Origin of the sequence: Pseudoalteromonas apostichopi, from assembly GCF_030297135.1 — a bacterium.
GTDB classification, from domain to species: Bacteria; Pseudomonadota; Gammaproteobacteria; order Enterobacterales; family Alteromonadaceae; genus Pseudoalteromonas; species Pseudoalteromonas apostichopi.
The window spans coordinates 2318083-2342731 of the sequence record NZ_AP028065.1 but is presented as its reverse complement, the minus strand read 5'-3'; the positions used below and the strand labels follow the sequence as shown (position 1 = coordinate 2342731).

At 43.0% G+C, this 24649-nt stretch carries 19 protein-coding genes and 3 rRNA genes; 12 read left to right on the top strand and 10 right to left on the bottom strand.

All coding sequences use genetic code 11. The annotated features are described in order from the left end of the window. Positions 1–63 precede the first annotated feature (63 nt). Complete coding sequence (locus QUE86_RS10565) at positions 64–1761, top strand: putative bifunctional diguanylate cyclase/phosphodiesterase (RefSeq protein ID WP_167658222.1); 1698 nt, start codon at positions 64–66, stop codon at positions 1759–1761. Between the two features lie 82 nt (positions 1762–1843). Here the strand turns inward: QUE86_RS10565 and gpsA are convergent, their stop codons facing one another. Genes gpsA through QUE86_RS10545 form a run of 4 tightly spaced genes read right to left on the bottom strand, consistent with a single transcriptional unit; the run spans position 1844 to position 4108 of the window. Next, the gene (gene gpsA, locus QUE86_RS10560) at positions 1844–2851 is read right to left on the bottom strand and encodes an NAD(P)H-dependent glycerol-3-phosphate dehydrogenase (protein ID WP_130049714.1); all 1008 of its coding nucleotides are present in this window, start codon (positions 2849–2851) and stop codon (positions 1844–1846) included. A gap of 3 nt (positions 2852–2854) precedes the next feature. Continuing rightward, positions 2855–3343 (bottom strand): protein-export chaperone SecB, encoded by a 489-nt coding sequence (gene secB, locus QUE86_RS10555; RefSeq protein WP_058586639.1) that lies wholly within the window; start codon positions 3341–3343, stop codon positions 2855–2857. Between the two features lie 41 nt (positions 3344–3384). After that, a complete protein-coding gene (gene grxC / locus QUE86_RS10550; RefSeq protein ID WP_130049715.1) occupies positions 3385–3642 on the bottom strand; it encodes a glutaredoxin 3 in 258 nt (85 codons plus the stop codon). Between the two features lie 34 nt (positions 3643–3676). Then, a complete protein-coding gene (locus QUE86_RS10545; protein ID WP_130049716.1) occupies positions 3677–4108 on the bottom strand; it encodes a rhodanese-like domain-containing protein in 432 nt (143 codons plus the stop codon). Between the two features lie 192 nt (positions 4109–4300). Between QUE86_RS10545 and gpmM the strand changes: the two genes are divergently transcribed. Genes gpmM through QUE86_RS10525 form a run of 4 tightly spaced genes read left to right on the top strand, consistent with a single transcriptional unit; the run spans position 4301 to position 9086 of the window. Then, positions 4301–5845 carry a 2,3-bisphosphoglycerate-independent phosphoglycerate mutase gene (gene gpmM, locus QUE86_RS10540; protein WP_286257090.1) on the top strand — a complete coding sequence of 515 codons (1545 nt, stop codon included), beginning with the start codon at positions 4301–4303 and terminating at the stop codon, positions 5843–5845. Between the two features lie 3 nt (positions 5846–5848). Further along, positions 5849–6988 (top strand): murein hydrolase activator EnvC family protein, encoded by a 1140-nt coding sequence (locus tag QUE86_RS10535; protein ID WP_130049718.1) that lies wholly within the window; start codon positions 5849–5851, stop codon positions 6986–6988. 35 nt (positions 6989–7023) lie between these two features. Then, a complete protein-coding gene (locus QUE86_RS10530) occupies positions 7024–8292 on the top strand; it encodes a S41 family peptidase (RefSeq protein ID WP_286257088.1) in 1269 nt (422 codons plus the stop codon). A 35-nt stretch (positions 8293–8327) separates the two neighbouring features. Further along, positions 8328–9086 (top strand): divergent polysaccharide deacetylase family protein, encoded by a 759-nt coding sequence (locus QUE86_RS10525; RefSeq protein ID WP_167658225.1) that lies wholly within the window; start codon positions 8328–8330, stop codon positions 9084–9086. A gap of 284 nt (positions 9087–9370) precedes the next feature. Here QUE86_RS10525 and rrf read toward each other — a convergent pair. From rrf to rph, 5 genes are all read right to left on the bottom strand, one after another. Next, positions 9371–9485 (bottom strand): 5S ribosomal RNA (gene rrf / locus QUE86_RS10520). A 124-nt stretch (positions 9486–9609) separates the two neighbouring features. Then, positions 9610–12492: ribosomal RNA gene (locus tag QUE86_RS10515) — 23S ribosomal RNA — on the bottom strand. 277 nt (positions 12493–12769) lie between these two features. Then, a 16S ribosomal RNA gene (locus QUE86_RS10510) occupies positions 12770–14310 on the bottom strand. Together the 16S, 23S and 5S rRNA genes form the textbook arrangement of a ribosomal RNA operon. Positions 14311–14919: 609 nt before the next feature. Beyond that, on the bottom strand, positions 14920–15564 hold the full coding sequence (gene pyrE, locus QUE86_RS10505) for an orotate phosphoribosyltransferase (protein ID WP_054554229.1): 645 nt from the start codon (positions 15562–15564) through the stop codon (positions 14920–14922). 22 nt (positions 15565–15586) lie between these two features. Then, positions 15587–16300, bottom strand: a complete 714-nt coding sequence (rph, locus tag QUE86_RS10500; RefSeq protein ID WP_130049721.1) for a ribonuclease PH — start codon at positions 16298–16300, stop codon at positions 15587–15589. A 181-nt stretch (positions 16301–16481) separates the two neighbouring features. On the opposite strand from rph, the gene QUE86_RS10495 reads away from it, so the two are divergent. The 6 genes from QUE86_RS10495 to QUE86_RS10470 all read left to right on the top strand — a co-directional run bounded on the left by QUE86_RS10495 (position 16482) and on the right by QUE86_RS10470 (position 22906). Further along, positions 16482–17342 (top strand): YicC/YloC family endoribonuclease, encoded by an 861-nt coding sequence (locus QUE86_RS10495; RefSeq protein WP_286257082.1) that lies wholly within the window; start codon positions 16482–16484, stop codon positions 17340–17342. Between the two features lie 168 nt (positions 17343–17510). Beyond that, on the top strand, positions 17511–18131 hold the full coding sequence (gmk, locus tag QUE86_RS10490) for a guanylate kinase (RefSeq protein WP_130049727.1): 621 nt from the start codon (positions 17511–17513) through the stop codon (positions 18129–18131). A gap of 101 nt (positions 18132–18232) precedes the next feature. Beyond that, a complete protein-coding gene (gene rpoZ, locus QUE86_RS10485; protein WP_054554225.1) occupies positions 18233–18508 on the top strand; it encodes a DNA-directed RNA polymerase subunit omega in 276 nt (91 codons plus the stop codon). 130 nt (positions 18509–18638) lie between these two features. After that, a complete protein-coding gene (gene spoT / locus QUE86_RS10480) occupies positions 18639–20744 on the top strand; it encodes a bifunctional GTP diphosphokinase/guanosine-3',5'-bis pyrophosphate 3'-pyrophosphohydrolase (RefSeq protein ID WP_130049728.1) in 2106 nt (701 codons plus the stop codon). Positions 20745–20755: 11 nt separating this feature from the next. Next, positions 20756–21148, top strand: a complete 393-nt coding sequence (locus tag QUE86_RS10475; RefSeq protein WP_054554223.1) for a RidA family protein — start codon at positions 20756–20758, stop codon at positions 21146–21148. Positions 21149–21301: 153 nt separating this feature from the next. Beyond that, a complete protein-coding gene (locus tag QUE86_RS10470) occupies positions 21302–22906 on the top strand; it encodes a flagellar assembly protein A (RefSeq protein ID WP_130049729.1) in 1605 nt (534 codons plus the stop codon). Positions 22907–22961: 55 nt separating this feature from the next. On the opposite strand, the gene asnA is transcribed toward QUE86_RS10470, so the two are convergent. Further along, positions 22962–23957: an aspartate--ammonia ligase gene (asnA, locus tag QUE86_RS10465; RefSeq protein WP_130049730.1), complete on the bottom strand. Its 996-nt coding sequence runs from the start codon at positions 23955–23957 to the stop codon at positions 22962–22964. 197 nt (positions 23958–24154) lie between these two features. Between asnA and asnC the strand changes: the two genes are divergently transcribed. Continuing rightward, on the top strand, positions 24155–24613 hold the full coding sequence (gene asnC, locus QUE86_RS10460; RefSeq protein ID WP_054554220.1) for a transcriptional regulator AsnC: 459 nt from the start codon (positions 24155–24157) through the stop codon (positions 24611–24613). The last annotated feature ends 36 nt before the right edge of the window (positions 24614–24649 follow it).

Genomic DNA, 24649 nt, shown 5'->3' with positions numbered 1-24649 from the left:
CTGATTCTTTTAGCTATTGTCATCCTTATTGGAGCGGTCATCTATTATCAAAGAAATCAAAAGATGACGCTATTGGATGCCCTACTCTCTCAGTCTAAAGATGGAATTTGGGTCAGCGATGAGCAGTTTCGGATCATAGAAATCAATAACGCATTTAGTGAAATATCGGGTTATAAAAAAAACGATGTACTTGGCAAAAAATTCAAAGCATTAACGCAAGCTGGTCGCGATAAGCAACTCGAAGAAATCATACAACAGGAGTTAAGTAATGACGGTTATTGGTCTGGCGAAATTTGGAATTTACGTAGAGATGGGCAACCCTACGCCATTGATTTGTGTATAACAAAAGTGACCACACCACGCTTTGCGAAAAGCTCTGTAAGATACGTTGGTATGTTTTCTGATGTGACAGCTCGTAAGAATAACGAGCGAGCTATGCTCAAGCTCACTACCAAAGACAGCATAACAGGCTTATCAAACCGCGCCATTTTTATAGAATCACTTGAAAAAGCAATTAAAGCCTGTAATGACACTTACCCAAGCCTGTTGATCATCTTTATCGACATAGACAATTTCAAAAAAATTAATGACTCACTGGGCCACACGATTGGCGATGTTCTGTTAAAAGAAGTCGCCTGTCGTTTAACCGACTCCCTAAATTCAGGCTTTACTATTGCAAGAATTGGTGCTGATGAATTCGCGGTACTGGTGCCGCCCTACCTATACTCTGGCAAAACGGTGTTCTTCGCCAAAAAGACCGCAGACATCGTACTACAACAATTTAAGACCCCTTTTATGTTAGATGGTTTTGAAACCTCGCTAACAGCGTGTTGTGGCCTTGCTATCTACCCAGACAATGCATACAACTGTGAAAACTTAATGCGCAGCGCAAATAGTGCCCTAAATCATGCTAAGAAAATGGGCCGTAATACTTATCAGTTTTTTGATAAAGACCGCCACACGCTCGACCCAACCGAATTAACCAAAGAAAGCGCTTTATTTAGAGCGATTACCAACAATGAGTTTGAGCTTTACTTTCAACCTAAGTTTGATGCTCAGCACAACCAATTGTACGGCTTTGAGGCTTTAGTTCGTTGGCCACAAGAGGATGGCAGCATCATTATTCCTGATGAGTTTATTCCTCTCGCAGAACAAAATGGGGCAATTATTCCGCTCACCCAATTACTGATGGAGCAACTTCTTAATCAGCTGGCTCAGTGGCGAAAGCAAAGCATTTCATTTGGTAATGTAGCTATTAATATTTCAGCCTTACACTTTCAACAAAGCAGCCTTATCGAAACGCTAATCGACAACTTGGCTAAATTTGACGTGCCTGCACATTGCTTAGAACTTGAAATCACTGAAAGCGCCATGATGGATAACCCTGAGTTTGCAGAACAGCAAATGAAACGGATTAAATCAATTGGTGTACATATCGCGCTTGATGACTTTGGCACTGGCCATTCATCGCTAAGTTACCTAAAGCGTTTTCCAATAGATACGCTCAAAATCGACAAGTCATTCGTAAAAGACATCGATAAGAATGAACAAGATCGCAATATCACTGCCACCATAGTGCGACTAGCTAAATATTTGGATATAAATGTGGTTGCTGAAGGAGTGGAAACTGAGGAGCAGGCCTATATGCTGCATATTATGGGTTGTCATTTCCAGCAAGGTTATTATTACTGTAAACCATTAAAAGCCGAGCAAGTCAGCGAATTTATTAATGACACGTTAGAGAACCAGCAATCTAGCTAGCAGTTAAAATTGCAAATAAAAAACGCGATTCATGAATCGCGTTTTTTATTTTACAGTGCACAATCTGAATTTTTAAGATTGTTTATTCGGATTTTTGCTCACGGCCAAGCAACGCCATCGCAGCTTCTTTTACATCTTTATTTTCATAAAGCACTTTGTAAATTTGCTCCGTAATTGGCATTTCTATGCCTGTACGCTCAGCAAGTAGGTACACTTCCTTGGTATTTCTATAGCCTTCTACGACCTGACCTATTGATTCAATCGCAGCTTCAACCCCTTCACCTTTACCAAGCGCAAGACCAAAACGACGGTTACGAGATTGGTTATCTGTACAGGTTAAGATTAAGTCACCAAGGCCAGCCATCCCCATAAAGGTATCTGAACGAGCACCTAATGCACAACCTAAACGACAAAGCTCAGCTAAACCACGAGTGATCAAGGCTGTTCGTGCATTAGCACCAAAACCAAAGCCGTCAGACATACCTGCGCCAATTGCAATCACATTTTTAACCGCGCCGCCAAGTTGTATACCAATGAAATCATCATTGTTATACACCCTAAATGAACGTCCACAGTGTAAAAGGTCTGCCAGCTGCTTTGCAAAATCTTTAGAAGTCGACGATACCGAAATAGCCGTTGGTAAGCCCATTGCCATTTCTTTAGCAAAAGTAGGCCCAGAAAGCACAGCCAATGGGATATCATCCCCAAGCTCTTGCACTGCTACTTCTTGCAATAAACGGCCAGTATTAGGTTCTAAACCTTTAGTAGCCCATGCAACTTCGGCACCTTCTGACAACCAAGGTTTAATTTTTTGAAGCGTGCCTGCAAACGCATGACTTGGCACAACAACAAGAATGATCTTGCTTGCTTTAACTGCCGTTTCTAAATTAGCTTCTAATTGAAGCGTTTCAGGAAAGCTAACATCAGGAACATAACGTTGATTCTTCCGCTCAGCTGCAAGCGTAGCAACGTCATCGCTATTGCGGCCCCACAAGGTAACTGGGTGACCATTTCTGGCAAAGCAAATAGCAAGGGCGGTGCCATAAGACCCCGCCCCTAATACTGTAACAGCTGATTGTGCTGTACTCATAGCTTATGCGTCTGCAGTTGCCTGTTGGTCTTGAGCAGCACGTTGTTGCATGTATTGAGCAAATAGTGCGTCAAAGTTAACTGGCGCTAAGTTTAATTGTGGGAAAGTACCACGGTTAACTAGGTTTGATACTGCTTCACGAGCGTAAGGGAAAAGTACGTTCGGGCAGAAAGCACCTAACATGTGCGCAAGCTGAACTTCTTCAACTTCACCGATAGTGAAAATACCCGCTTGTTGGATTTCACAAAGGAAAGCTGTTTCTTCACCGATTGAAGCCGTCACAGTTAAAGCAAGAACAACTTCAAATACACCTTCTTCTAATTTGTTAGAACGAGTATCTAAGTCTAGCTTAACTTCAGGGGTCCACTCTTTTTGGAAAATAGCAGGTGAATTAGGTGTCTCAAAAGAAACATCTTTAGTATAAATGCGTTGAATTGAGAATTGAGCGCCTGCTTGTTGTTCTGCTGCTGCGTTTTGATTTTCTTCGTTCATTGTAATTCCTAACTTGTATTCGTTTTTATATTTAAAATTTATTAAGCGTTAAGCTTTGCGTCTAAAAGACCTTGCGCTTCAATTGCCATCATGTCGTCACAACCGCCGATATGTTCATCATTAATGAAAATTTGCGGAACCGTGTAACCACCATTAGCTTTGTCTATCATTTCATCACGACGCTCAGGGTGAACACCAATATCGATATTAGTGTAGTTTACACCTTTGCTCTCTAATAACGCCAAAGCGCGTTGGCAGAATGGACAGTATGCTTTGGTGTAAAGAACAACTTTACTCATAATAATTCCTCTATCGGGCTGTTAGCTGCTTTGTTTAACGACCGGTCGTTGTTGGTAAGCTAGCTGATTGCCAAGCGCCCATACCGCCCGCTAATACATAAACACGCTCAAAACCTGCTTTATGCATTGCAGTTGCGATACCTGAGGCAGTCATGCCCGTGGTACATACTAGTATAATGGGTTTAGTCTTAAACTTTTCAAGGCTTGAAAAATCAGATTGCTTTGCTTTTTCTGGATTTAAGTGAGTTGCGCCTGCAATACGGCCAGAGTTAAACTCTTTTTGTGCACGTATATCAACGACTTGACCATCATCACGGTTAATTAGCAAAGTAAGTTGCTGTGGATTGATTTGACGAATAGCCGAAAATTTACTTTTAAACCAACTGCTGATCAGCATTGCGACTAATGCCAACCAGATAATGCTCAAAACCGGATGATTTGAGATAAATTCAATATATTGATCCATGCGTTTTCCACTAAGAAATTTAGGTACCACAGCGCATAGCCATGGGTTAATTAAAATTTGCCACGCAAGTATACGTGCTTGAATTGAAAATGCTAGGGCGTGAAATATTTTAATATGACATATTGATAGCTGATCAAAACCATAAAACACGGTATGCTAGTGATATATAAGTGCCAATCTTCAGGAGCTATAATGACAGAGCATAAAAAACCATTGGTATTAATGATCTTAGACGGTTGGGGATACCGTGAAGACACAGAAAGTAACGCTATTCTTGCTGCTAATACCCCAGTACTCGATAACCTTTGGGCAACCCGCCCACATACATTAATTTCAGGTTCGGGACTTGATGTTGGTTTACCTGCAGGACAAATGGGTAACTCTGAAGTAGGCCACGTAAATTTAGGTGCTGGCCGTATTGTTTACCAAGATTTCACTCGCATTACTAAAGCGATTGATGATGGTGAGTTCGATAGCAACCCAGCACTTGTTGATAATATTGACAAAGCTGTAAAGGCTGGCAAAGCCGTTCATATTATGGGTCTTTTAAGCCCAGGTGGTGTTCATAGTCATGAAGATCACATTGTCGCAACGATTGAACTTGCAGCCAAGCGCGGTGCAAAAGAAGTTTACTTTCACGGTTTCTTAGACGGCCGTGACACGCCGCCACGCAGTGCAAAAGCATCAATTGAACGAATCGAAGCCGTATTTACAGAACTTGGCTGCGGCCGTTTAGCTACGCTTGTTGGTCGTTACTATGCAATGGATCGTGATAACCGTTGGAACCGTGTCGAGCTTGCTTATGACGTTATGGTTAGTGGCATTGCTGAATACAGCTATACAGATGGCGTTACCGCACTTGAAGCCGCTTATGCACGTGACGAAAACGATGAATTTGTTGCTGCAACAACTGTTGTGCCAGAGGGCCAATCAGCTGCTGAAATTAATGACGGTGATACAGTTATTTTTGCTAACTTCAGAGCTGACCGAGCACGTGAAATGACTCGTGCCTTTGTTGATGCTGACTTCAGTGGTTTTGATAAGAAAAAATCACCTAAGTTAAGCGCTTTTGTAATGATGACTGAGTATGCAGCAGACATCAAAGCGCCGATTGCATTTGCACCGGAACCTTTAACAAACGTATTGGGCGAATGGTTAGAGAAACAAGGTAAAACACAGCTACGTATTTCTGAAACAGAAAAATACGCACACGTTACCTTCTTCTTCAGCGGTGGCCGTGAAGATGAATTTGTTGGTGAGACTCGCGAACTGATCCCATCACCTCAAGTAGCAACCTATGATCTGCAACCAGAAATGAACTCTGAAATGCTGACCGATAAACTTGTTGAAGCAATCGCTAGCGGTAAATACGATGCTATCATCTGTAACTACCCTAACGGAGACATGGTAGGTCACTCAGGTGTATTTGAAGCTGCAGTTAAAGCTTGTGAAGCAGTTGATCACTGTATTGGTCGTGTGGTTGCAGCACTTGAAGAACATGGCGGTGAAGCTCTGATCACAGCCGATCATGGCAATGCTGAACAAATGGCTAACCCAGCAACGGGGCAAGCACATACTGCACATACAAGTGAGCCTGTGCCATTTATCTATGTTGGCCGTGATGCAACACCGCATGATGGTAAGACATTAAGTGACGTGGCACCAACCATACTCCACCTACTCGGCTTAGAGCAGCCAAGTGAAATGACTGGTAAACCAATCATGACGCTGAAATAAGCTATGAGTAAATGTATTAACCACTTCCTTAAAATTGGTTTAATACTGACTTCATTAGTAGCAACTTCGGTTGTTGCTAATGAAGATCAAACCAAAAAAGACCTATCAGATATTCAATCTGCTTTACAAAAAACAGAGGCTGAACTTAAAGGTCAACGCAAGTCAATTGCCCAAATGCGCAAAGATCTCCGCGCCCATGAACTCGACATTGCTAAAAATGCAAAAGCATTAAATCTTGCAGCCCAATCGGTTAAAGAAAACGAGCAACAACAGCGTGAACAGCAAGCAAAGGCACAAAAGCTGAAAGCCCAACAAGCACAGCGACAAACCTTATTAGCTGCACAGTTAAAAAGTGCTTACATGGCTGGTAGCCATGACTATTCAAAAATGCTGCTTAACCAGCAAGACACTGCCAAAATTGAACGTACACTAAGTTATTATAATTACTTAAATAAAGCACGCATCGAACAAATTGAAGAGCTCAAAGCACTGCAGCAAGAAATTGCAGACAACCAAGCTGAACTTGAAAAAACTAAACAACGCCTAGTTGCTTTATATGACGAACAAAAAAGACGTCAGCAAGCCTTAGTCAATGCACAGCAAGAACGTAAAACTAACCTCAATAAACTACAATCAGCATTAAAAGAAACGAAGAGCTCAATTGATTATCTAAAAGAAAACGAGCAAACCCTAATAACCGCAATAGAAGAGCTAGAACAAGAACGAAACCAAAAAGTAGAACTACTAGGCTTACAAAGTAGTAAAGGCAAACTTGACTGGCCAACTAAAGGGTCATTACGCCATCGCTTTGGGCAACGTAAGCACGGCAACATAGATTGGAAAGGCGTGCTTATCAGCGCTAAAGAAGGCAGTAATGTAAAAAGCGTACAGAACGGCCAAGTTGTTTACGCTGACTGGCTAAATGGCTTTGGTTGGGTTATCGCTATTGATCATGGCGATGGTTTCATGAGCTTATATGGCCACGCACAAACTCTACTTCGCGATGTTGGCGACCTTGTTAGAGAAGGGGAGACAATTGCTTTAGTAGGTCAAAGCGGCGGACAACCGGATCCTGGTCTATACTTCGAAATACGCCACAAAGGACGCGCAGTAAATCCTGTAAAATGGTGCAGACGCATTTAATTGATTAAATAGCTGCACTCTATGAGGAGCAGCTGATGCTAAAAACTAAACATTCTTGCAAAGCACACTTTTCCCCAGCTAAGTTTTTCACTCAGCTGTCTTTAATGATGCTTATAACCTTTCTCTGGCTGATGCTGCAATCGTTTCAGGCTAATTCTAAGCCCTCGTTACAGTCTCTTCAGCATCATGAATTAAACGAAATCCTTTTTAATATTCATACGTATTATGTAGATGATCTTAAACTACAAAATTCATTTGTTAACCAGCCAGATAATTTACAAGTCGAAGAATTGTTCGAACGCCTTGACCCTTATTCAAAGTATCTGGATGAGAATGAGCTCGATGCCATCTTCAGTAGCACTAATGGTCGATACACAGGACTAGGTATCGAAGTCAAAGTAGAAGATGGTCGAGTATTTATAGTCAACATCATTGATAAATCACCTGCAGCAGTTGCTGGTTTACAAGTAAATGATGAAGTTATTGGTATAAATCAACAGCCAATTATAGATAAAAGCATTGAAGAAGTAGCGAAATTAATTCGTGAAAGCGGGCAAAGCGCTGTCGATGTAGCAGTTAAAAGGGAGAAAGAAGCTGAGCTCAACTTCTCGATTAAACGCCAACAAATTAATTTGCAGAGCGTTAGTGGCTATTTAGCAGATACAGGCGTTGCACTAATCAGTATCAATGCATTTAACAATCACACACTGCACGATGTTGCTAGAGAACTTGCAAAAATGCAAGTCACCAATAGCTTTCCACTTTCTGGGCTAATAATTGATTTACGTGACAATCCTGGTGGTACATTACAAGGGGCCATTGAAGTCGCTGATCTGTTTTTAGATAACGGCACTATTGTTTCAACCAGAGGTCGCTTCAACGAAGCCAATCAAAAGTATCAAGCGCATAAGGGTGACATACTCAATGGTGCCCCTATCGCCCTACTTATTAACGAGAACTCAGCATCTGCGGCTGAAATACTCGCAGCAGCATTAAGAGATAATCAACGAGCAGTGCTAATTGGCGAAACCTCATTTGGTAAAGGCTCTGTGCAGTCGCTTATTCCACTAGGTAACGGTAATACGGCATTAAAACTGACCACAGCACGCTATTATACACCTGCAGGTCAATCAATCGATGGTAAAGGGATTCCCCCAGATGTGAGTATTAATCAAACAATGCTTTCAGAAATTGACCAAGACGTTATAATAAAAAACATTCAAGAATTGGCGCTTTTTAGCTCACTTCTAGATAGACAAGACAAAAAGCAACTTACAGCAAAGCAGCTAGTTATTATGCAGTAAGTAAATGCTCACAATGGATATAATAATTACAAAAAGTGAATCTACGAACAGGCTTATTACTCGCCGTATGTTGCCTACCGCTATTCTGCCAAGCAAAGCAAATAGCCATAGTAATCGATGATATAGGTAATCATCAGCGCGATCTTGAAATATTAAAATTACCAGGGCAAGTGACATTCTCAATCTTGCCCCATACCCCCTATTCGCAAATTTTTGCAGAGCGTGCCAGTAAAACTCATAAAGAATTGCTTTTACATGTTCCAATGCAAGCGCTTGATAAAAGCAAAGCGCTTGGTCCAGGTGCCCTAACAGATACCATGACTAAGTCCGAGTTACAAACTACTCTCGGCCATGCGTTAGCCTCATTGCCACAAGTAAAAGGTGTCAATAATCATATGGGGTCTGAGCTAACACAGCTTACTGAGCCTATGAAATGGACCATGGAAGTCCTAAAAAAGCGTGGTTTGTACTTCTTAGATAGTCGAACAACTAGCCAAAGTGAAGCGCAAAATGTTGCCAACCTTTATGGTGTCGCAAACGTATCTCGTCATGTATTCCTTGATAACAATGTCACCCAAAGCCAGCTACAACATCAACTTGAAGAACTAAAGACCAAAGCTGAGCACTTCAACTATGCAATCGCTATTGCACACCCCTACCCAGAAACCGTTGCATTTCTACAGCAAGCACTCCCAAAACTACAACAGCAAGGCTTCGAACTTGTTCCACTCTCACAGCTAGTAGAAACCAAATACATTCAATTAGCCAAGGCAGAACAAAGACAAGGGGAGTAAGCTGAACAAAACACGATTTGCGAGTTAGAAAGAGTAAGTCATAAAGGCTCTAAGTTCTAGCTTCTAGGTTCTAGGAAGAGTGTAGTTGTAGCAATGGCTTCAACCATGAATATATTGGTTATGGCCTAGATTCGGCACTGACGTGCCTCCTACAAGGTTTTGTTGCTGAGGGAGACTCTGTAAAAAACACCCCCACATTTCAGCTGACGGCTGACGGCTGAAAGCTGACAGCTCCAAACGCAAAAAAGCCCGACTCTTTCGAATCGGGCTTTCTTTAATTTGGAGCCTGGCAATGTCCTACTTTCACATGGCAAATGCCACACTATCATCGGCGCTGTTTCGTTTCACTACTGAGTTCGGCATGGGGTCAGGTGGGTCCAAAACGCTATTGTCACCAAGCAAATTTGGGTCGTTAATCGCCTTGGCAATCAACTAAAATTCGGAATTCTGATATCAAGTAAATGTCTACTTTAGTTTCTTAACTTCTGTCTGTTACGCTGTCATAAAACGCGTTTGGCGTTGTATGGTTAAGCCTCACGGGTAATTAGTACAGGTTAGCTTAATGGCTCGCACCACTTCCACATCCTGCCTATCAACGTTGTAGTCTTCAACGGCCCTTCAGAGACTTTAAAAGTCTAGTGAGAACTCATCTCGAGGCCTGCTTCGCGCTTAGATGCTTTCAGCGCTTATCAGTTCCGAACGTAGCTACCGGGCAGTGCCATTGGCATGACAACCCGAACACCAGCGGTTCGTTCACTCCGGTCCTCTCGTACTAGGAGCAACCCCTCTCAATTCTCAAACGCCCACGGCAGATAGGGACCGAACTGTCTCACGACGTTCTAAACCCAGCTCGCGTACCACTTTAAATGGCGAACAGCCATACCCTTGGGACCGACTTCAGCCCCAGGATGTGATGAGCCGACATCGAGGTGCCAAACACCGCCGTCGATATGAACTCTTGGGCGGTATCAGCCTGTTATCCCCGGAGTACCTTTTATCCGTTGAGCGATGGCCCTTCCATTCAGAACCACCGGATCACTATGACCTACTTTCGTACCTGCTCGACGTGTCTGTCTCGCAGTTAAGCTGGCTTCTACCATTACACTAACCGTACGATGTCCGACCGTACTTAGCCAACCTTCGTGCTCCTCCGTTACTCTTTGGGAGGAGACCGCCCCAGTCAAACTACCCACCAGGCACTGTCCGTAATCCCGATTAGGGACCAACGTTAGAACATCAAAACTACAAGGGTGGTATTTCAAGGACGGCTCCACAAAGACTAGCGTCTCTGCTTCAAAGCCTCCCACCTATCCTACACATGTAGGTTCAATGTTCAGTGCCAAGCTGTAGTAAAGGTTCACGGGGTCTTTCCGTCTAGCCGCGGGTACACAGCATCTTCACTGCGATTTCAATTTCACTGAGTCTCGGGTGGAGACAGCGTGGCCATGGTTACACCATTCGTGCAGGTCGGAACTTACCCGACAAGGAATTTCGCTACCTTAGGACCGTTATAGTTACGGCCGCCGTTTACCGGGGCTTCGATCAAGAGCTTCGTCCGAAAACTAACCCCATCAATTAACCTTCCGGCACCGGGCAGGTGTCACACCGTATACGTCATCTTGCGATTTTGCACAGTGCTGTGTTTTTAATAAACAGTCCCAGCCACCTGGTCACTGCGGCTCCCGTCCGCTTAAAGAGCAAGTCTCATCACAGATAGGAGCGTACCTTCTCCCGAAGTTACGGTACGATTTTGCCTAGTTCCTTCACCCGAGTTCTCTCAAGCGCCTTAGTATTCTCTACCTGACCACCTGTGTCGGTTTGGGGTACGATTCGGTATAATCTGAAGCTTAGAGGCTTTTCCTGGAAGTATGGCATCAACAACTTCACACCCTTGGGTGCTCGTCTCGTGTCTCAGTCTTAAGAGTCCGGATTTTCCTAAACTCTCAACCTACTCACTTTCACATGGACAACCAACGCCATGCTTGTTTAGCCTGCTCCGTCCCCCCATCGCAATTATACCAAGTACGGGAATATTAACCCGTTTCCCATCGACTACGCCTTTCGGCCTCGCCTTAGGGGTCGACTTACCCTACCCTGATTAACATGGGATAGGAACCCTTGGTCTTCCGGCGTGCGGGTTTTTCACCCGCATTATCGTTACTCATGTCAGCATTCGCACTTCTGATACCTCCAGCATACCTCCCGGTACACCTTCAACGGCTTACAGAACGCTCCCCTACCACTCAAACAAAGTTTGAATCCGCAGCTTCGGTGCATAGTTTAGCCCCGTTACATCTTCCGCGCAGACCGACTCGACCAGTGAGCTATTACGCTTTCTTTAAAGGATGGCTGCTTCTAAGCCAACCTCCTGGCTGTCTGGGCCTTTCCACATCGTTTCCCACTTAACTATGACTTTGGGACCTTAGCTGGCGGTCTGGGTTGTTTCCCTCTTCACGACGGACGTTAGCACCCGCCGTGTGTCTCCCGGATAGTACTTTACGGTATTCGGAGTTTGCAAAGGGTTGGTAAGTCGGGATGACCCCCTAGCCTTAACAGTGCTCTACCCCCGTAAGTATTCGTCCGAGGCTCTACCTAAATAGATTTCGGGGAGAACCAGCTATCTCCCGGTTTGATTAGCCTTTCACTCCTAGCCACAGGTCATCCCCTAACTTTTCAACGTTAGTGGGTTCGGTCCTCCAGTTGATGTTACTCAACCTTCAACCTGCCCATGGCTAGATCACCGGGTTTCGGGTCTATACCTTGCAACTAAACGCGCAGTTAACGCTCGCTTTCACTACGGCTACCCTAATCGGTTAACCTCGCTACAAAATATAAGTCGCTGACCCATTATACAAAAGGTACGCAGTCACCCTCGAGGGGCTCCTACTGCTTGTACGTACACGGTTTCAGGTTCTATTTCACTCCCCTCACAGGGGTTCTTTTCGCCTTTCCCTCACGGTACTGGTTCACTATCGGTCAGTTGGGAGTATTTAGCCTTAGATGATGGTCCACCTATATTCAGTCAAAGTTTCACGTGCTCCGACCTACTCGATTTCACTTAAGATGCATTTTCGTGTACGGGACTATCACCCTGTATCGTCAAACTTTCCAGAATGTTTCACTAACACATAATAAGCTTAAGGGCTGGTCCGGTTTCGCTCGCCGCTACTTCCGGAATCTCGGTTGATTTCTGTTCCTACGGGTACTTAGATGTTTCAGTTCTCCGCGTTCGCCTCGTTAACCTATGTATTCAGTTAACGATACCTGCAAGCAGGTGGGTTTCCCCATTCGGAAATCCTAGTCTCAAGCGCTTTTTACTAGCTTGACTAGGCTTATCGCAAGTTAATACGTCCTTCATCGCCTCCAACTGCCAAGGCATCCACCGTGTACGCTTAGTCACTTAACCATACAACCCAAACGGGTCTTTGTTAGTGACAGCTGTTAACTTCGCCAGAAGTTAATTCATCAAATAATGATGAGAATACTAAAGTAGATACCAATTAATCTTTCGATTAATGGCATATTTTTACTTTTGAAAACTCTTTATAGATACGAATATCTATAAGAATTTTAATATCAGCTTTCCAAATTTTTAAAGAGCATATTAATTAGTTAAACCAAGTGGTTTAGCTAACTAACAATCATCTGTGTGGACACTACGAACAAATAAGTTCTAAATCGTATAAGGAGGTGATCCAGCCCCAGGTTCCCCTAGGGCTACCTTGTTACGACTTCACCCCAGTCATGAATCACTCCGTGGTGAACGTCCTCCCGAAGGTTAGACTATCCACTTCTGGAGCAACCCACTCCCATGGTGTGACGGGCGGTGTGTACAAGGCCCGGGAACGTATTCACCGCATCATTCTGATATGCGATTACTAGCGATTCCGACTTCATGGAGTCGAGTTGCAGACTCCAATCCGGACTACGACGCACTTTAAGTGATTCGCTTACCCTCGCAGGTTCGCAGCACTCTGTATGCGCCATTGTAGCACGTGTGTAGCCCTACACGTAAGGGCCATGATGACTTGACGTCGTCCCCACCTTCCTCCGGTTTATCACCGGCAGTCTCCTTAGAGTTCCCGACCGAATCGCTGGCAACTAAGGATAGGGGTTGCGCTCGTTGCGGGACTTAACCCAACATCTCACAACACGAGCTGACGACAGCCATGCAGCACCTGTATCAGAGTTCCCGAAGGCACCAAACCATCTCTGGTAAGTTCTCTGTATGTCAAGTGTAGGTAAGGTTCTTCGCGTTGCATCGAATTAAACCACATGCTCCACCGCTTGTGCGGGCCCCCGTCAATTCATTTGAGTTTTAACCTTGCGGCCGTACTCCCCAGGCGGTCTACTTAATGCGTTAGCTTTGAAAAACAAGTCCGAAGACCCGAGCTTCTAGTAGACATCGTTTACGGCGTGGACTACCAGGGTATCTAATCCTGTTTGCTCCCCACGCTTTCGTACATGAGCGTCAGTGTTGACCCAGGTGGCTGCCTTCGCCATCGGTATTCCTTCAGATCTCTACGCATTTCACCGCTACACCTGAAATTCTACCACCCTCTATCACACTCTAGTTTGCCAGTTCGAAATGCAGTTCCCAGGTTGAGCCCGGGGCTTTCACATCTCGCTTAACAAACCGCCTGCGTACGCTTTACGCCCAGTAATTCCGATTAACGCTCGCACCCTCCGTATTACCGCGGCTGCTGGCACGGAGTTAGCCGGTGCTTCTTCTGTAAGTAACGTCACAGCTAAGTGCTATTAACACTTAACCTTTCCTCCTTACTGAAAGTGCTTTACAACCCGAAGGCCTTCTTCACACACGCGGCATGGCTGCATCAGGCTTGCGCCCATTGTGCAATATTCCCCACTGCTGCCTCCCGTAGGAGTCTGGGCCGTGTCTCAGTCCCAGTGTGGCTGATCATCCTCTCAAACCAGCTAGGGATCGTCGCCTTGGTGAGCCATTACCTCACCAACTAGCTAATCCCACTTGGGCTAATCTTATGGCGTGAGGCCCGAAGGTCCCCCACTTTGGTCCGTAGACATCATGCGGTATTAGCAGTCGTTTCCAACTGTTGTCCCCCACCATAAGGCATATTCCCAAGCATTACTCACCCGTCCGCCGCTCGACGCCAGAGGTGCAAGCACCTCTTCGTTTCCGCTCGACTTGCATGTGTTAGGCCTGCCGCCAGCGTTCAATCTGAGCCATGATCAAACTCTTCAATTAAAAGTTTTTTCTGTCCCGAAGGACATGCTCAATGAATTCTGAATTTTGATATCTTTCGATATCGAATTGACTGTGCTGAAACAAGTAAACTTGTTTCCGTTGGTCACTCAGTTCAATTGAGACTCTAAATTTGTTTGCGTCATCTAGCGAACTAGAATCTGCTGTTAGAACTCAATCTGTACGAGTGCCCACACAGATGATTGCTTTATATTGTTAAAGAACGTTTGAGATACTTTCGCGTCTCAAGGGCTGTGCATTCTACGCAAGCCGTTATTTTTGTCAACACTTAATTTTGAGAAAAGTTTATTTTTTCAAAACTCAGTTTTACTTGACTCAACCAACTCGTCGTTTTGCTTTTTTGTAAGCAGTCCGCCGTGTCGGTGGATGCGCATTATAGGGATACGGCGAATTAACGCAAGCACTTTTTTGAGAAAACTTTAAAAAAACTACCTTTTGAGTTCTTTTTAATCTAAACAGCACAAAAGAGAAACTTTATTAACGCTTCAGTAACTTTTTAGCCGTATTTAAGGCTATAAAAGCACAAATGTCCAAAAACAAAAAAGCCCAGCAACATAGCAGGGCTTTTTATATAGTTTGCATTTTTAGCTGTTATGCAATGCCGTATTGATCACGGTATGCTTTTACTGCGGCTAAATGCTCATCCATTGTGCCTTTCGCTTCTAGGTAACTAATTAAGTCAGCTAGTTTTACAATCGAGATAACTTTAGTGCCGAAGTCACGCTCTACTTCTTGAATAGCAGATAACTCAGCTTTACCTTTCTCTTGACGGTCAAGTGCAATTAAAACACCACTTAAGTCTGCACCATTATCTGCAATAATTTCCATAGACTCACGAATAGCTGTACCCGCAGTGATCACATCATCGACTAACATGATCTTACCTTTAAGTTCAGAACCTACTAATGTGCCACCTTCACCGTGTGCTTTTTTCTCTTTACGGTTGAAACAGTAAGGTACATCTTTGTCGTGGTGATCAGCTAAAGCCACGGCTGTAGTCGTCGCAATTGGAATACCTTTATAAGCAGGGCCAAATAACACATCGTAATCAATACCTGCATCTTCAAGTGCAGCTGCATAGAAGCGACCTAAACGTGCAAGGTCACGACCTGTATTAAATAAACCAGCGTTGAAGAAATAAGGACTAGTGCGACCAGACTTTAAAGTAAACTCACCAAACTTAAGCACCTGCTTTTCAAGTGCGAATTCAATAAACTCTTTTTGATAATCTTTCATAACTAATAAACCTACTTCTTTATTATGCTAATGCTTGCTTTTGAACGTCGATAATTTCACGAATTGAGTGCTTAGCTAATGTAAGTAGCTCATCTAGTTCCTCGAATGAGAAAGGTTCGCCTTCAGCTGTACCTTGGATTTCGATGATTTTGCCAGTTTCAGTCAAAATCACGTTCATATCTGTTTCGGCTTCAGAATCTTCTAGATACTCAAGGTCACTAATTGGCTGGCCTTTATATACACCTACAGAGATTGCAGCAATCATATGCTTAAGTGGGTTTGAATTGATCATACCTTTACTACGCATATAAGTTAGCGCATCAACTAATGCAACGCACGCGCCACTGATTGATGCTGTGCGCGTACCACCATCAGCTTGAATCACATCACAATCGATAGTAATGGTATTTTCGCCTAACGCTTTTAAGTCAACCGCTGCACGCAGTGCACGTGCGATTAAGCGTTGAATTTCCATAGTACGACCGCCCTGCTTACCGCGCGCTGCCTCACGACCATTACGAGTATGTGTTGAACGAGGTAACATACCGTATTCAGCCGTAACCCAACCTTTACCTTGGCCTTTCATAAAGCGTGGTACACCTGCTTCAACAGTTGCTGTACACAAAACTTTAGTGTTTCCAAACTCTACTAATACTGAACCTTCAGCATGCATAGTGTAATTACGTGTAAATGTAACCGGTCTAATTTGGTTAGGTGTTCTTTCGCTTGGACGCATTAACGATCCCCTTAATTCTGAATTTGCCACATTATAAGTCGATGTGGTGCTAGATGCCATGTTCATTTACATAATTAACTACATCAGAAAAACACATTTCAGAAAATTTACGCTAGAGGTTAAAAGCTGATTCGGTATAATCAGTCAACTTTGTAAATTCAATAACACTAGGAAATCATCCATGATCCACAGCATGACAGCTTATGCGCGCCGCGAAATTAAAGGCGAATGGGGCACTGGCACTTGGGAAATTCGTTCAGTTAACCAACGTTACCTTGAGACTTTTATCCGCGCACCTGAGCAATTTCGTGGCATGGAGCCAGTTATTCGAGAGCGTTTACGTAAACATTTACAGCGCGGTAAAGTTGAAGTTTTCTTAAAGTTTGCTGCAAATCCAGCGCATGTTGGTGAGTTAACGATTAACGAATCACTCGCAGAGCAATTAATTAAAAGCGCACAATGGGTGCAAAGCCAAAGTAACGGTGACATCAACCCTGTTGATATTTTACGTTGGCCTGGCGTTATGGAAGCCGAAGAGCTAGATATGGATAGCGTAAATACAGCACTGATTGCTGGGTTCGATGAAGTCATTGAAGATTTCAAACAAGCTCGCGGCGATGAAGGTGCGAACTTACAAGAAATGATTGCGACTCGCCTTGATGCAATTTTAGAGCAGGTTGCTATTGTTGAAAGCCACTTACCAGAAATCGCTAAATGGCAACGTGAAAAACTAAACCTAAAGCTTGAAGAACTAAAAACAGACATCGACGAATCTCGCCTTGAGCAAGAACTTATTTACCTTGCACAAAAACAAGATGTTGCTGAAGAACTTGACCGATTAAAGTCGCATGTTAAAGAAACCAAAAAAATCTTAACTAAAGGCGGCGCATGTGGTCGACGTCTTGATTTCATGATGCAAGAGTTTAACCGTGAAGCAAACACGTTAGCATCAAAATCTATCAACAGTGACATCACTAACGCTGCAGTAGAGCTAAAAGTGTTAATTGAGCAGATGCGCGAACAAATTCAGAATATAGAATAAACGCGTGATATAGCTTTTTATAAGACCCAGCACCTGCTGGGTCTTTTTTTTCATGAGGCTAAAAGCAGGCAAACTTGAGCACTTTTAGCGAAATAAAGTACAATAGATGAATTAAAGGCTTGGATTAGTGATAGTCCGAGCCTGTTTATTTTTTATTAGAGACAAATCATGGCGCAAACTCGCGGAAATTTATTTATCTTGTCAGCTCCATCAGGGGCTGGTAAATCAAGCTTAATTGGTGCTTTATTAAAGAAACACGGCGATATGAAAGTATCGGTTTCGCACACCACTCGCTCACCTCGTCCGGGTGAAGAAAACGGTGTGCACTATCATTTTGTTTCTGTGGATGACTTCAAAGCGCTAATTGAGAAAAATGACTTTTTTGAATGGGCGCAAGTTTTTGATAACTACTATGGTACGTCTAAGCAAGCAATCGAAAGCCAACTTGCTGCAGGTATTGATGTATTTTTAGATATTGATTGGCAAGGTGCTCAGCAAATTCGTAAATTAGTAGATGATGTTGAGACTATCTTCATACTTCCACCATCAAAAGAAGAACTAGAATCACGTTTAAATAACCGTGGTCAAGACTCTGCTGAGGTAATCGCAGGAAGAATGGCGAAAGCACAATCAGAAACATCACACTATAATGAGTATGACTATGTTGTTGTGAACGATGACTTTGATACTGCGCTTGCTGAAATCGAAACCATTGTCATGGCTAAACGTTTATCGTTAAAAAGCCAAACTTTGCGCCATCAGGCGTTATTAGAGAACTTACTTAAATAATACTTTTAAGAATAAGATAAAAATTAACCACAAGCTATTGGCGAATTTAACTTGGTACAGTAAACTACGCCTTTGCTTAAGAATTTATTTGGAGTGCTGAGATGGCTCGCGTAACTGTTGAAGATGCAGTAGATGCAATTGGTAATCGTTTTGACTTAATTTTAGTTGCGGCTCGTCGTGCCCGCCAAATCGCGGTTGGTGGTAAAGATCCACTCGTTGATGCTGAAAATGACAAACCAACGGTTATTGCTTTACGTGAAATTGAGAAAGGGCTAGTTGATAGCTCTTCTATGGACTTAATTGATCGTGAAGAACAACAACATCAAGAAGCAGCAGAAATGGCTGCTGTGGCTGCTATCGTAGGTGGCAACCAGTAATCAAGCTCCCCGCTTTGATTTAGCTATACGGCTAGTATTTCTACACTAGCCGTTGGCAAGCCCTTCTTTTCATCGTATATTCTATTCATACCGTTACCGATTTACTTCATTTGCGCATTGGAGTGTGACTTTGTATCTATTCGAAGGCCTCAAAAAGAAAATATCCGAATACTTACCACCAGCAGAGATTGAGCTGGTACAAAAAGCATACGTGGTAGCTCGCGAAGCCCACGAAGGCCAAACTCGCTCAAGTGGCGAGCCTTATATCACCCACCCTGTCGAAGTGACACAAGTACTCGCTGGCATGCACCTAGATCACGAAACGCTGATGGCTGCCCTGATGCATGACGTGATTGAAGACACCGACTTTAGCCAACAAGACTTAGCTGAAATTTTTGGCGACACAGTTGCTGAGCTTGTTGAAGGGGTGAGTAAGCTAGATAAACTTAGCTTTAAAGATAAAAAAGAATTCCAAGCCGAAAACTATCGAAAAATGATCATGGCGATGACCCAAGATATTCGCGTGATCTTAATAAAACTGGCTGATAGAACCCATAACATGCGCACCTTAGGCGCGCTGCGTCCAGATAAACGCCGCCGAATTGCCCGTGAAACGCTAGAGATTTATGCACCAATTGCGAACCGCCTAGGTATTCATGATATTAAAAATGAATTAGAAGATTTAGGTTTTCAAGCCCTTTACCCTATGCGTCATCGCGCATTGAGATCAGAAGTCGTCAAAGCACGTGGTAACCGAAAAGAAGTTATCAGTAATATTAAAACTGAAATTGAAGCGCGCTTAGAAGAATCTGGCATCGAAGCGACTATATCTGGCCGTGAAAAACACCTATATAGCATTTATAAGAAAATGCTCAATAAAGAGCTGTCGTTTAACGAAGTAATGGATATCTACGCATTCCGTATCAATGTTGATAATATGGATACCTGTTACCGCGTATTAGGTGTTGCTCATAACCTTTACAAGCCAATCGAAACCCGTTTTAAAGATTATATTGCAGTACCAAAAACTAATGGCTATCAGTCACTTCATACCTCACTAGTTGGCCCTCATGGTATTCCTGTAGAGATTCAAATCCGTACCCACGATATGGATCACATGGCAGACAAAGGGGTTGCTGCTCACTGGATGTATAAAAAAGCCGGTGATAATGCTGGTAATACAGCACAGCAGCGTGCTCGCCAATGGATGCAAAGCTTATTGGAACTTCAACAAAGTGCAGGCTCATCTTTTGAGTTTGTTGAAAACGTTAAAACAGAGCTGTTCCCTGAAGAGATTTATGTATTCACGCCAGATGGCCGTATAGTTGAGCTCCCTATGGGCGCAACAGCTGTCGACTTTGCGTACGCAGTGCATACTGATGTTGGTAATACTTGTGTGGGTGCACGTGTTAATCGTAAACCTCACCCTCTGAGCAAGCCTCTTGATACAGGACAAACGGTCGAAATCATCACCAGCTCAGGCGCACACCCGAATGCAACTTGGTTAAACTTTGTTGTTACAGGTAAAGCGCGTTTAGGTATTCGCAATTACCTGAAGAGTCAGCAGCATGAAGAAGCAATGTTGCTCGGTAGACGTTTACTCGACTCAGCTCTAGGTGAAACCAAACTGGATGATATTCCAGATGAAAACATTCGCCGAGTACTTCAAGAGCATGAACTAAATACAGTGCTTGAGCTATTAGTTGAAATTGGTTCTGGTAACTTAATGAGTGTGCTGATAGCGAAACGCTTGATGCAAGTTGATGCCGGCGATCTTGATGACCTAGCGCAAAAAGCAAAAGCAACCATCATCGGCACTGAAGGCATGTTGGTTAACTACTCTAAGTGCTGCCGCCCAGTGCCTGGCGACGCTATAACAGCTTATATTAGCCAAGGTAAAGGCCTTACTGTCCACCGCCAAGAATGTAAAAATATTCGTGGTTGGGAAAAAGAGCGCTCAAAATACCTGGTTGTAAAATGGGACGATAACCCAGAGAAAGAATATATTGCAGCCCTTCGTATTGAGATTATCAACCACCAAGGTGCGCTAGCTAAATTAACCAATGTTGTTGCCTCAACCCAAGCCAACATTGTTGAGATAGCGACTGACGAAAAAGAAAGTAATTTATACATGATAGATTTAGGCATCACGGTAAAAAACCGCGTTCATGTTGCTAATATTATGCGCCGCATTCGCGTTATGCCTGATGTGCAAAGAGTCTATCGTAAAAAGTAACAAGGATAATCATGAACAAATCTTTTATTTCTACTGATAATGCACCTGCTGCTATCGGTACTTATAGTCAAGCTGTTAAAGTAGGCACGGCTGTTTATTTATCAGGTCAAATTCCACTTGTACCAGAAACAATGGAAGTTATCTCTGAAGATTTTACTGAACAAACCCACCAAGTATTCAAAAACCTAACAGCTGTTTGCCAAGCTGCTGGCGGTCAAATTCAAGACATGGTGAAAGTAAATATCTTTTTAACTGACTTATCTAACTTCGCTATCGTTAACGAAGTAATGAGTCAGTACTTTAAGCAGCCATACCCTGCTCGCGCAGCAATTGGCGTACGTGCGTTACCAAAAGGCGTTCAAGTTGAGATTGACGGTATCATGGAGCTTCCGTCAACAAACTAATAGCTCCTTGCCAGCAACGCAATGTTGCTGGCGCTATTTTAGAAAAACTTACCACTTTCCTCATCCGAAATTCTTGACTCATAAGCAATTCTCTAGCACTCTGTTGTTATAATTAATAAAACCTTTAGCTAGAGTAGTAAAAAAGGATTACAAGTGTTTAAGCTCGCTCACAACGGCAACGTTTTATTAGATGTTCATGAAAACTCGCCTCCTAGTGCTGCGTTTATTATCGAGGCATTAGAAAAGTCACCATTTTGTGAATGCAGAGTGGATCATGAAGCTATCAATAATTTCTTCAAAAGTGACTCTAATGAGCGCATGCTTGTGGTCGCTTCTAAACATGATGCAAGCTTAGTTGTAACTTTGAGCGATGATAAAATGCTGGCTACAGGCGAGCTAACCGTCGCTGAAGGCGGTAAAGTAATGAGCCTTGAAGAAGCGAAGAAAGAGCTTATCAAAGCTGGGGTAGCCCGAGGTTACAAACAAACCTTTTTAGAACAATTACTACAGAAGCAATTTGAATTACCCGCAGGAGAAGTAGCTAAAGGGGTGCTAGCTAAAGGTCGCTTGCCTATTGATGGTCAACCATCCAAATTTGTACCACAAGTTGAGACCTTAAAAGATCGCCTAAAAAAACCAAAGCTACGAGAGGATGGCACTGCCGATATGCGTGACTTTGGTAAATTAGCGAGCGTAGAGCCTGGCGTATTACTAGTTAAACAAATTCCGGCAACTCCTGGTAAAGAAGGCTTTACTGTCACCGGTGATGTACTGCCAGCCAAACCAGGTGAGAGCAGTACATTAGTTGCTGGTGAAGGTACCGAAATATCTAAAAATAATCCACTTGAACTCATTTCTGTCATTGCCGGTGTCCCTGTTGATATTGCCAATGGCATGCGTGTTGATGATATTTTTACTATTGCCGATGTAAACGTAAAAAGTGGTCACGTAGACTTTGAAGGCAGCGTCATTGTGACTCATAACGTTGAACCAGGCATGCGTATTAATGCCAAAGGCGATATAACTGTTATGGGTACTGTAGAGTCTGGTCATTTATCAGCGGCTGGCGATATCACCATAAAACAAGGCGTGATTGGCCACCAGCTCGAAGATAAAAAGTTATCATGTAATATCATCAGCCAAGGTGACATTCACTTATCACATGGTCAATACTGCTATCTTGAAGCCAATAATATTCTCATTGAGCGCCAAGCCAGCCATTGTACGATGAAAGCCACTAAGCTGTTGCAAATAGGCCAAGAAGATAATCCGCAAGGCAAGCTATTCGGCGGAGAAATCTTAGATGCACAAATGATTATTGCTGGCGAAATTGGCAATGAATCGGGTGCTAAAATGGTGATTAACTTAGCCGCTTCAGGTGCTGATGTAACCGCGCAAACAGATCAGTGCTTAAAAGACTTAGCACAAACAGATGCGCAACTTGATACCTTACAAACTGCTATTGAAAAGGCAGATCAAGTAAAAGATGCCGAAAAGAAAAAGCAATTACTCGCAAAAATTGGTGCCACACAAATGCACTATTGCGAGCAAGCTGAAACTCTTGAGAAAAAGCTATCAAGCTTAGAGCATCATTTGCATGATTTACTGGAAGATGCGCAGTTAGTAGTTAATAAAAAACTACACTCCGGCGTCGAAATTCATATTTTCGAAAAAGTACTTTTAACTAACCGCCAATATCCACCTTGCAAAGTGAAGCTCGAAGAAAACAAGGTCGAGGTTGAGTTTAAAACTAGTTAATAAAAAAGAGGCTTTAAGTTAAAGCCTCTTTTTACCAGGGTCTTTAAATCTTAATTTAAAGAATTCCTTCCACTTGCTGTTTTAGCTGCTCAGGCCAAACACCTACTTGTACTTGCCCGATATGCTGTTTTTGTAATAGCAACATAGCGAGTCGTGATTGACCAATACCACCACCTATCGTTTGCGGAAACTTCTTCGCGAGTAGCTGTTTATGCCAATCAAACTCCAAACGAGCTTGGTCGCCTGTAATCGCTAATTGAGTAGCTAAGGCATCAGGACTTACTCGAATCCCCATTGAAGAGATTTCAAATGCATCTTCAAGCACTGGGTTCCAAACTAAAATATCACCGTTTAAGCCTGCAAATTTACTACAGGTTTGTGTTGACCAATCGTCATAATCTGGCGCTCGTACGTCATGAATTTTACCATCGGCAAGTGTGCCGCCTATACCAATTAAAAATACCGCACCGTATTCTTGTGCGACCGCTTTTTCACGTTGTTTCGCTGTAAAGTCAGGATACATCTGACGTAGCTGTTCACTGTGTACAAAGGTGATTTGCTCAGGCAAAAACGAGGTTAAATCAAACTCACTAGCCACAAAGCGTTCGGTTGCTTTAATCGCCTGATAAAGCGATGTTACGGTTTCTTTTAGTTTGTCTAAGGTACGCTCTGTACTCTCGCAAATCACTTTTTCCCAATCCCATTGGTCAACATACACCGAGTGGATTGGGCTTAAAGATTCTTCATCAGGGCGAAGCGCTTTCATATGCGTATAAAGTCCTTCACCTACCGAAAAATCGTAATCAGCCAAGGTCTTACGTTTCCACTTTGCTAAAGAGTGGACCACTTCAAATTGGCTACCCGGAATTGTTTTCACTGCTACCGATACAGCATTTTCAGTACCGCTTAAGTTATCTTGAATACCATCGCCTACTTTTGCCAAGATCGGCGCTTGTACTTCAACTAACCCTAATTGTTGTTCTAATTGGCTTGAAAAAAACTGTTTTACTTTACTAATTTGCTGCTGTTGCTGCAGGTAGTGTGAACTCATAATAATTGGCCTCATTCCCAGTTATTGTTACTTGCTTAATTAGAGAAACCCGCTGCTTGGCTCCTCCTGTTAAAGCAATCCTCAACCAAACAAAGATTATTTTCAATAACCCACAATAAAAAGAACTTAACATTGAAACATTCATAAAAATAATGCTATAAAAATTATTGATTCAACAATTAACACTAAGAAATACCATGGAAAATTATCAAATCGATAATCTCGATAAAAACATCCTTAACGCTTTAATGGAAAATGCCCGAACAGCGTATGCAGAACTTGCTAAACGCTTTGCTGTAAGTGCCGGCACCATTCATGTTAGGGTCGAAAAGATGAAACAAGCGGGTATTATTACAGGTACCCAAGTCAGTATTGATGCCAAACAGCTTGGTTACGATGTTTGCTGCTTTATTGGCATTAACCTCAACAATGCCCGTGATTACCCGCAAACTTTACTGCATTTAAAAGAATTAGAAGAGGTTGTCGAAGCCTATTACACCACTGGTAATTACAGTATATTTATCAAAGTAATGGCACGTTCAATTGATCATCTACAAGATGTGTTAATTAACAAAATACAAGCCATCGAAGCTATTCAATCAACAGAAACGCTGATCTCATTACAAAACCCAATTAGCCGAGCTGTTGTTCCCTAGGGTATAATCAGCGCCAATTAGAATCCGTCAACGAGC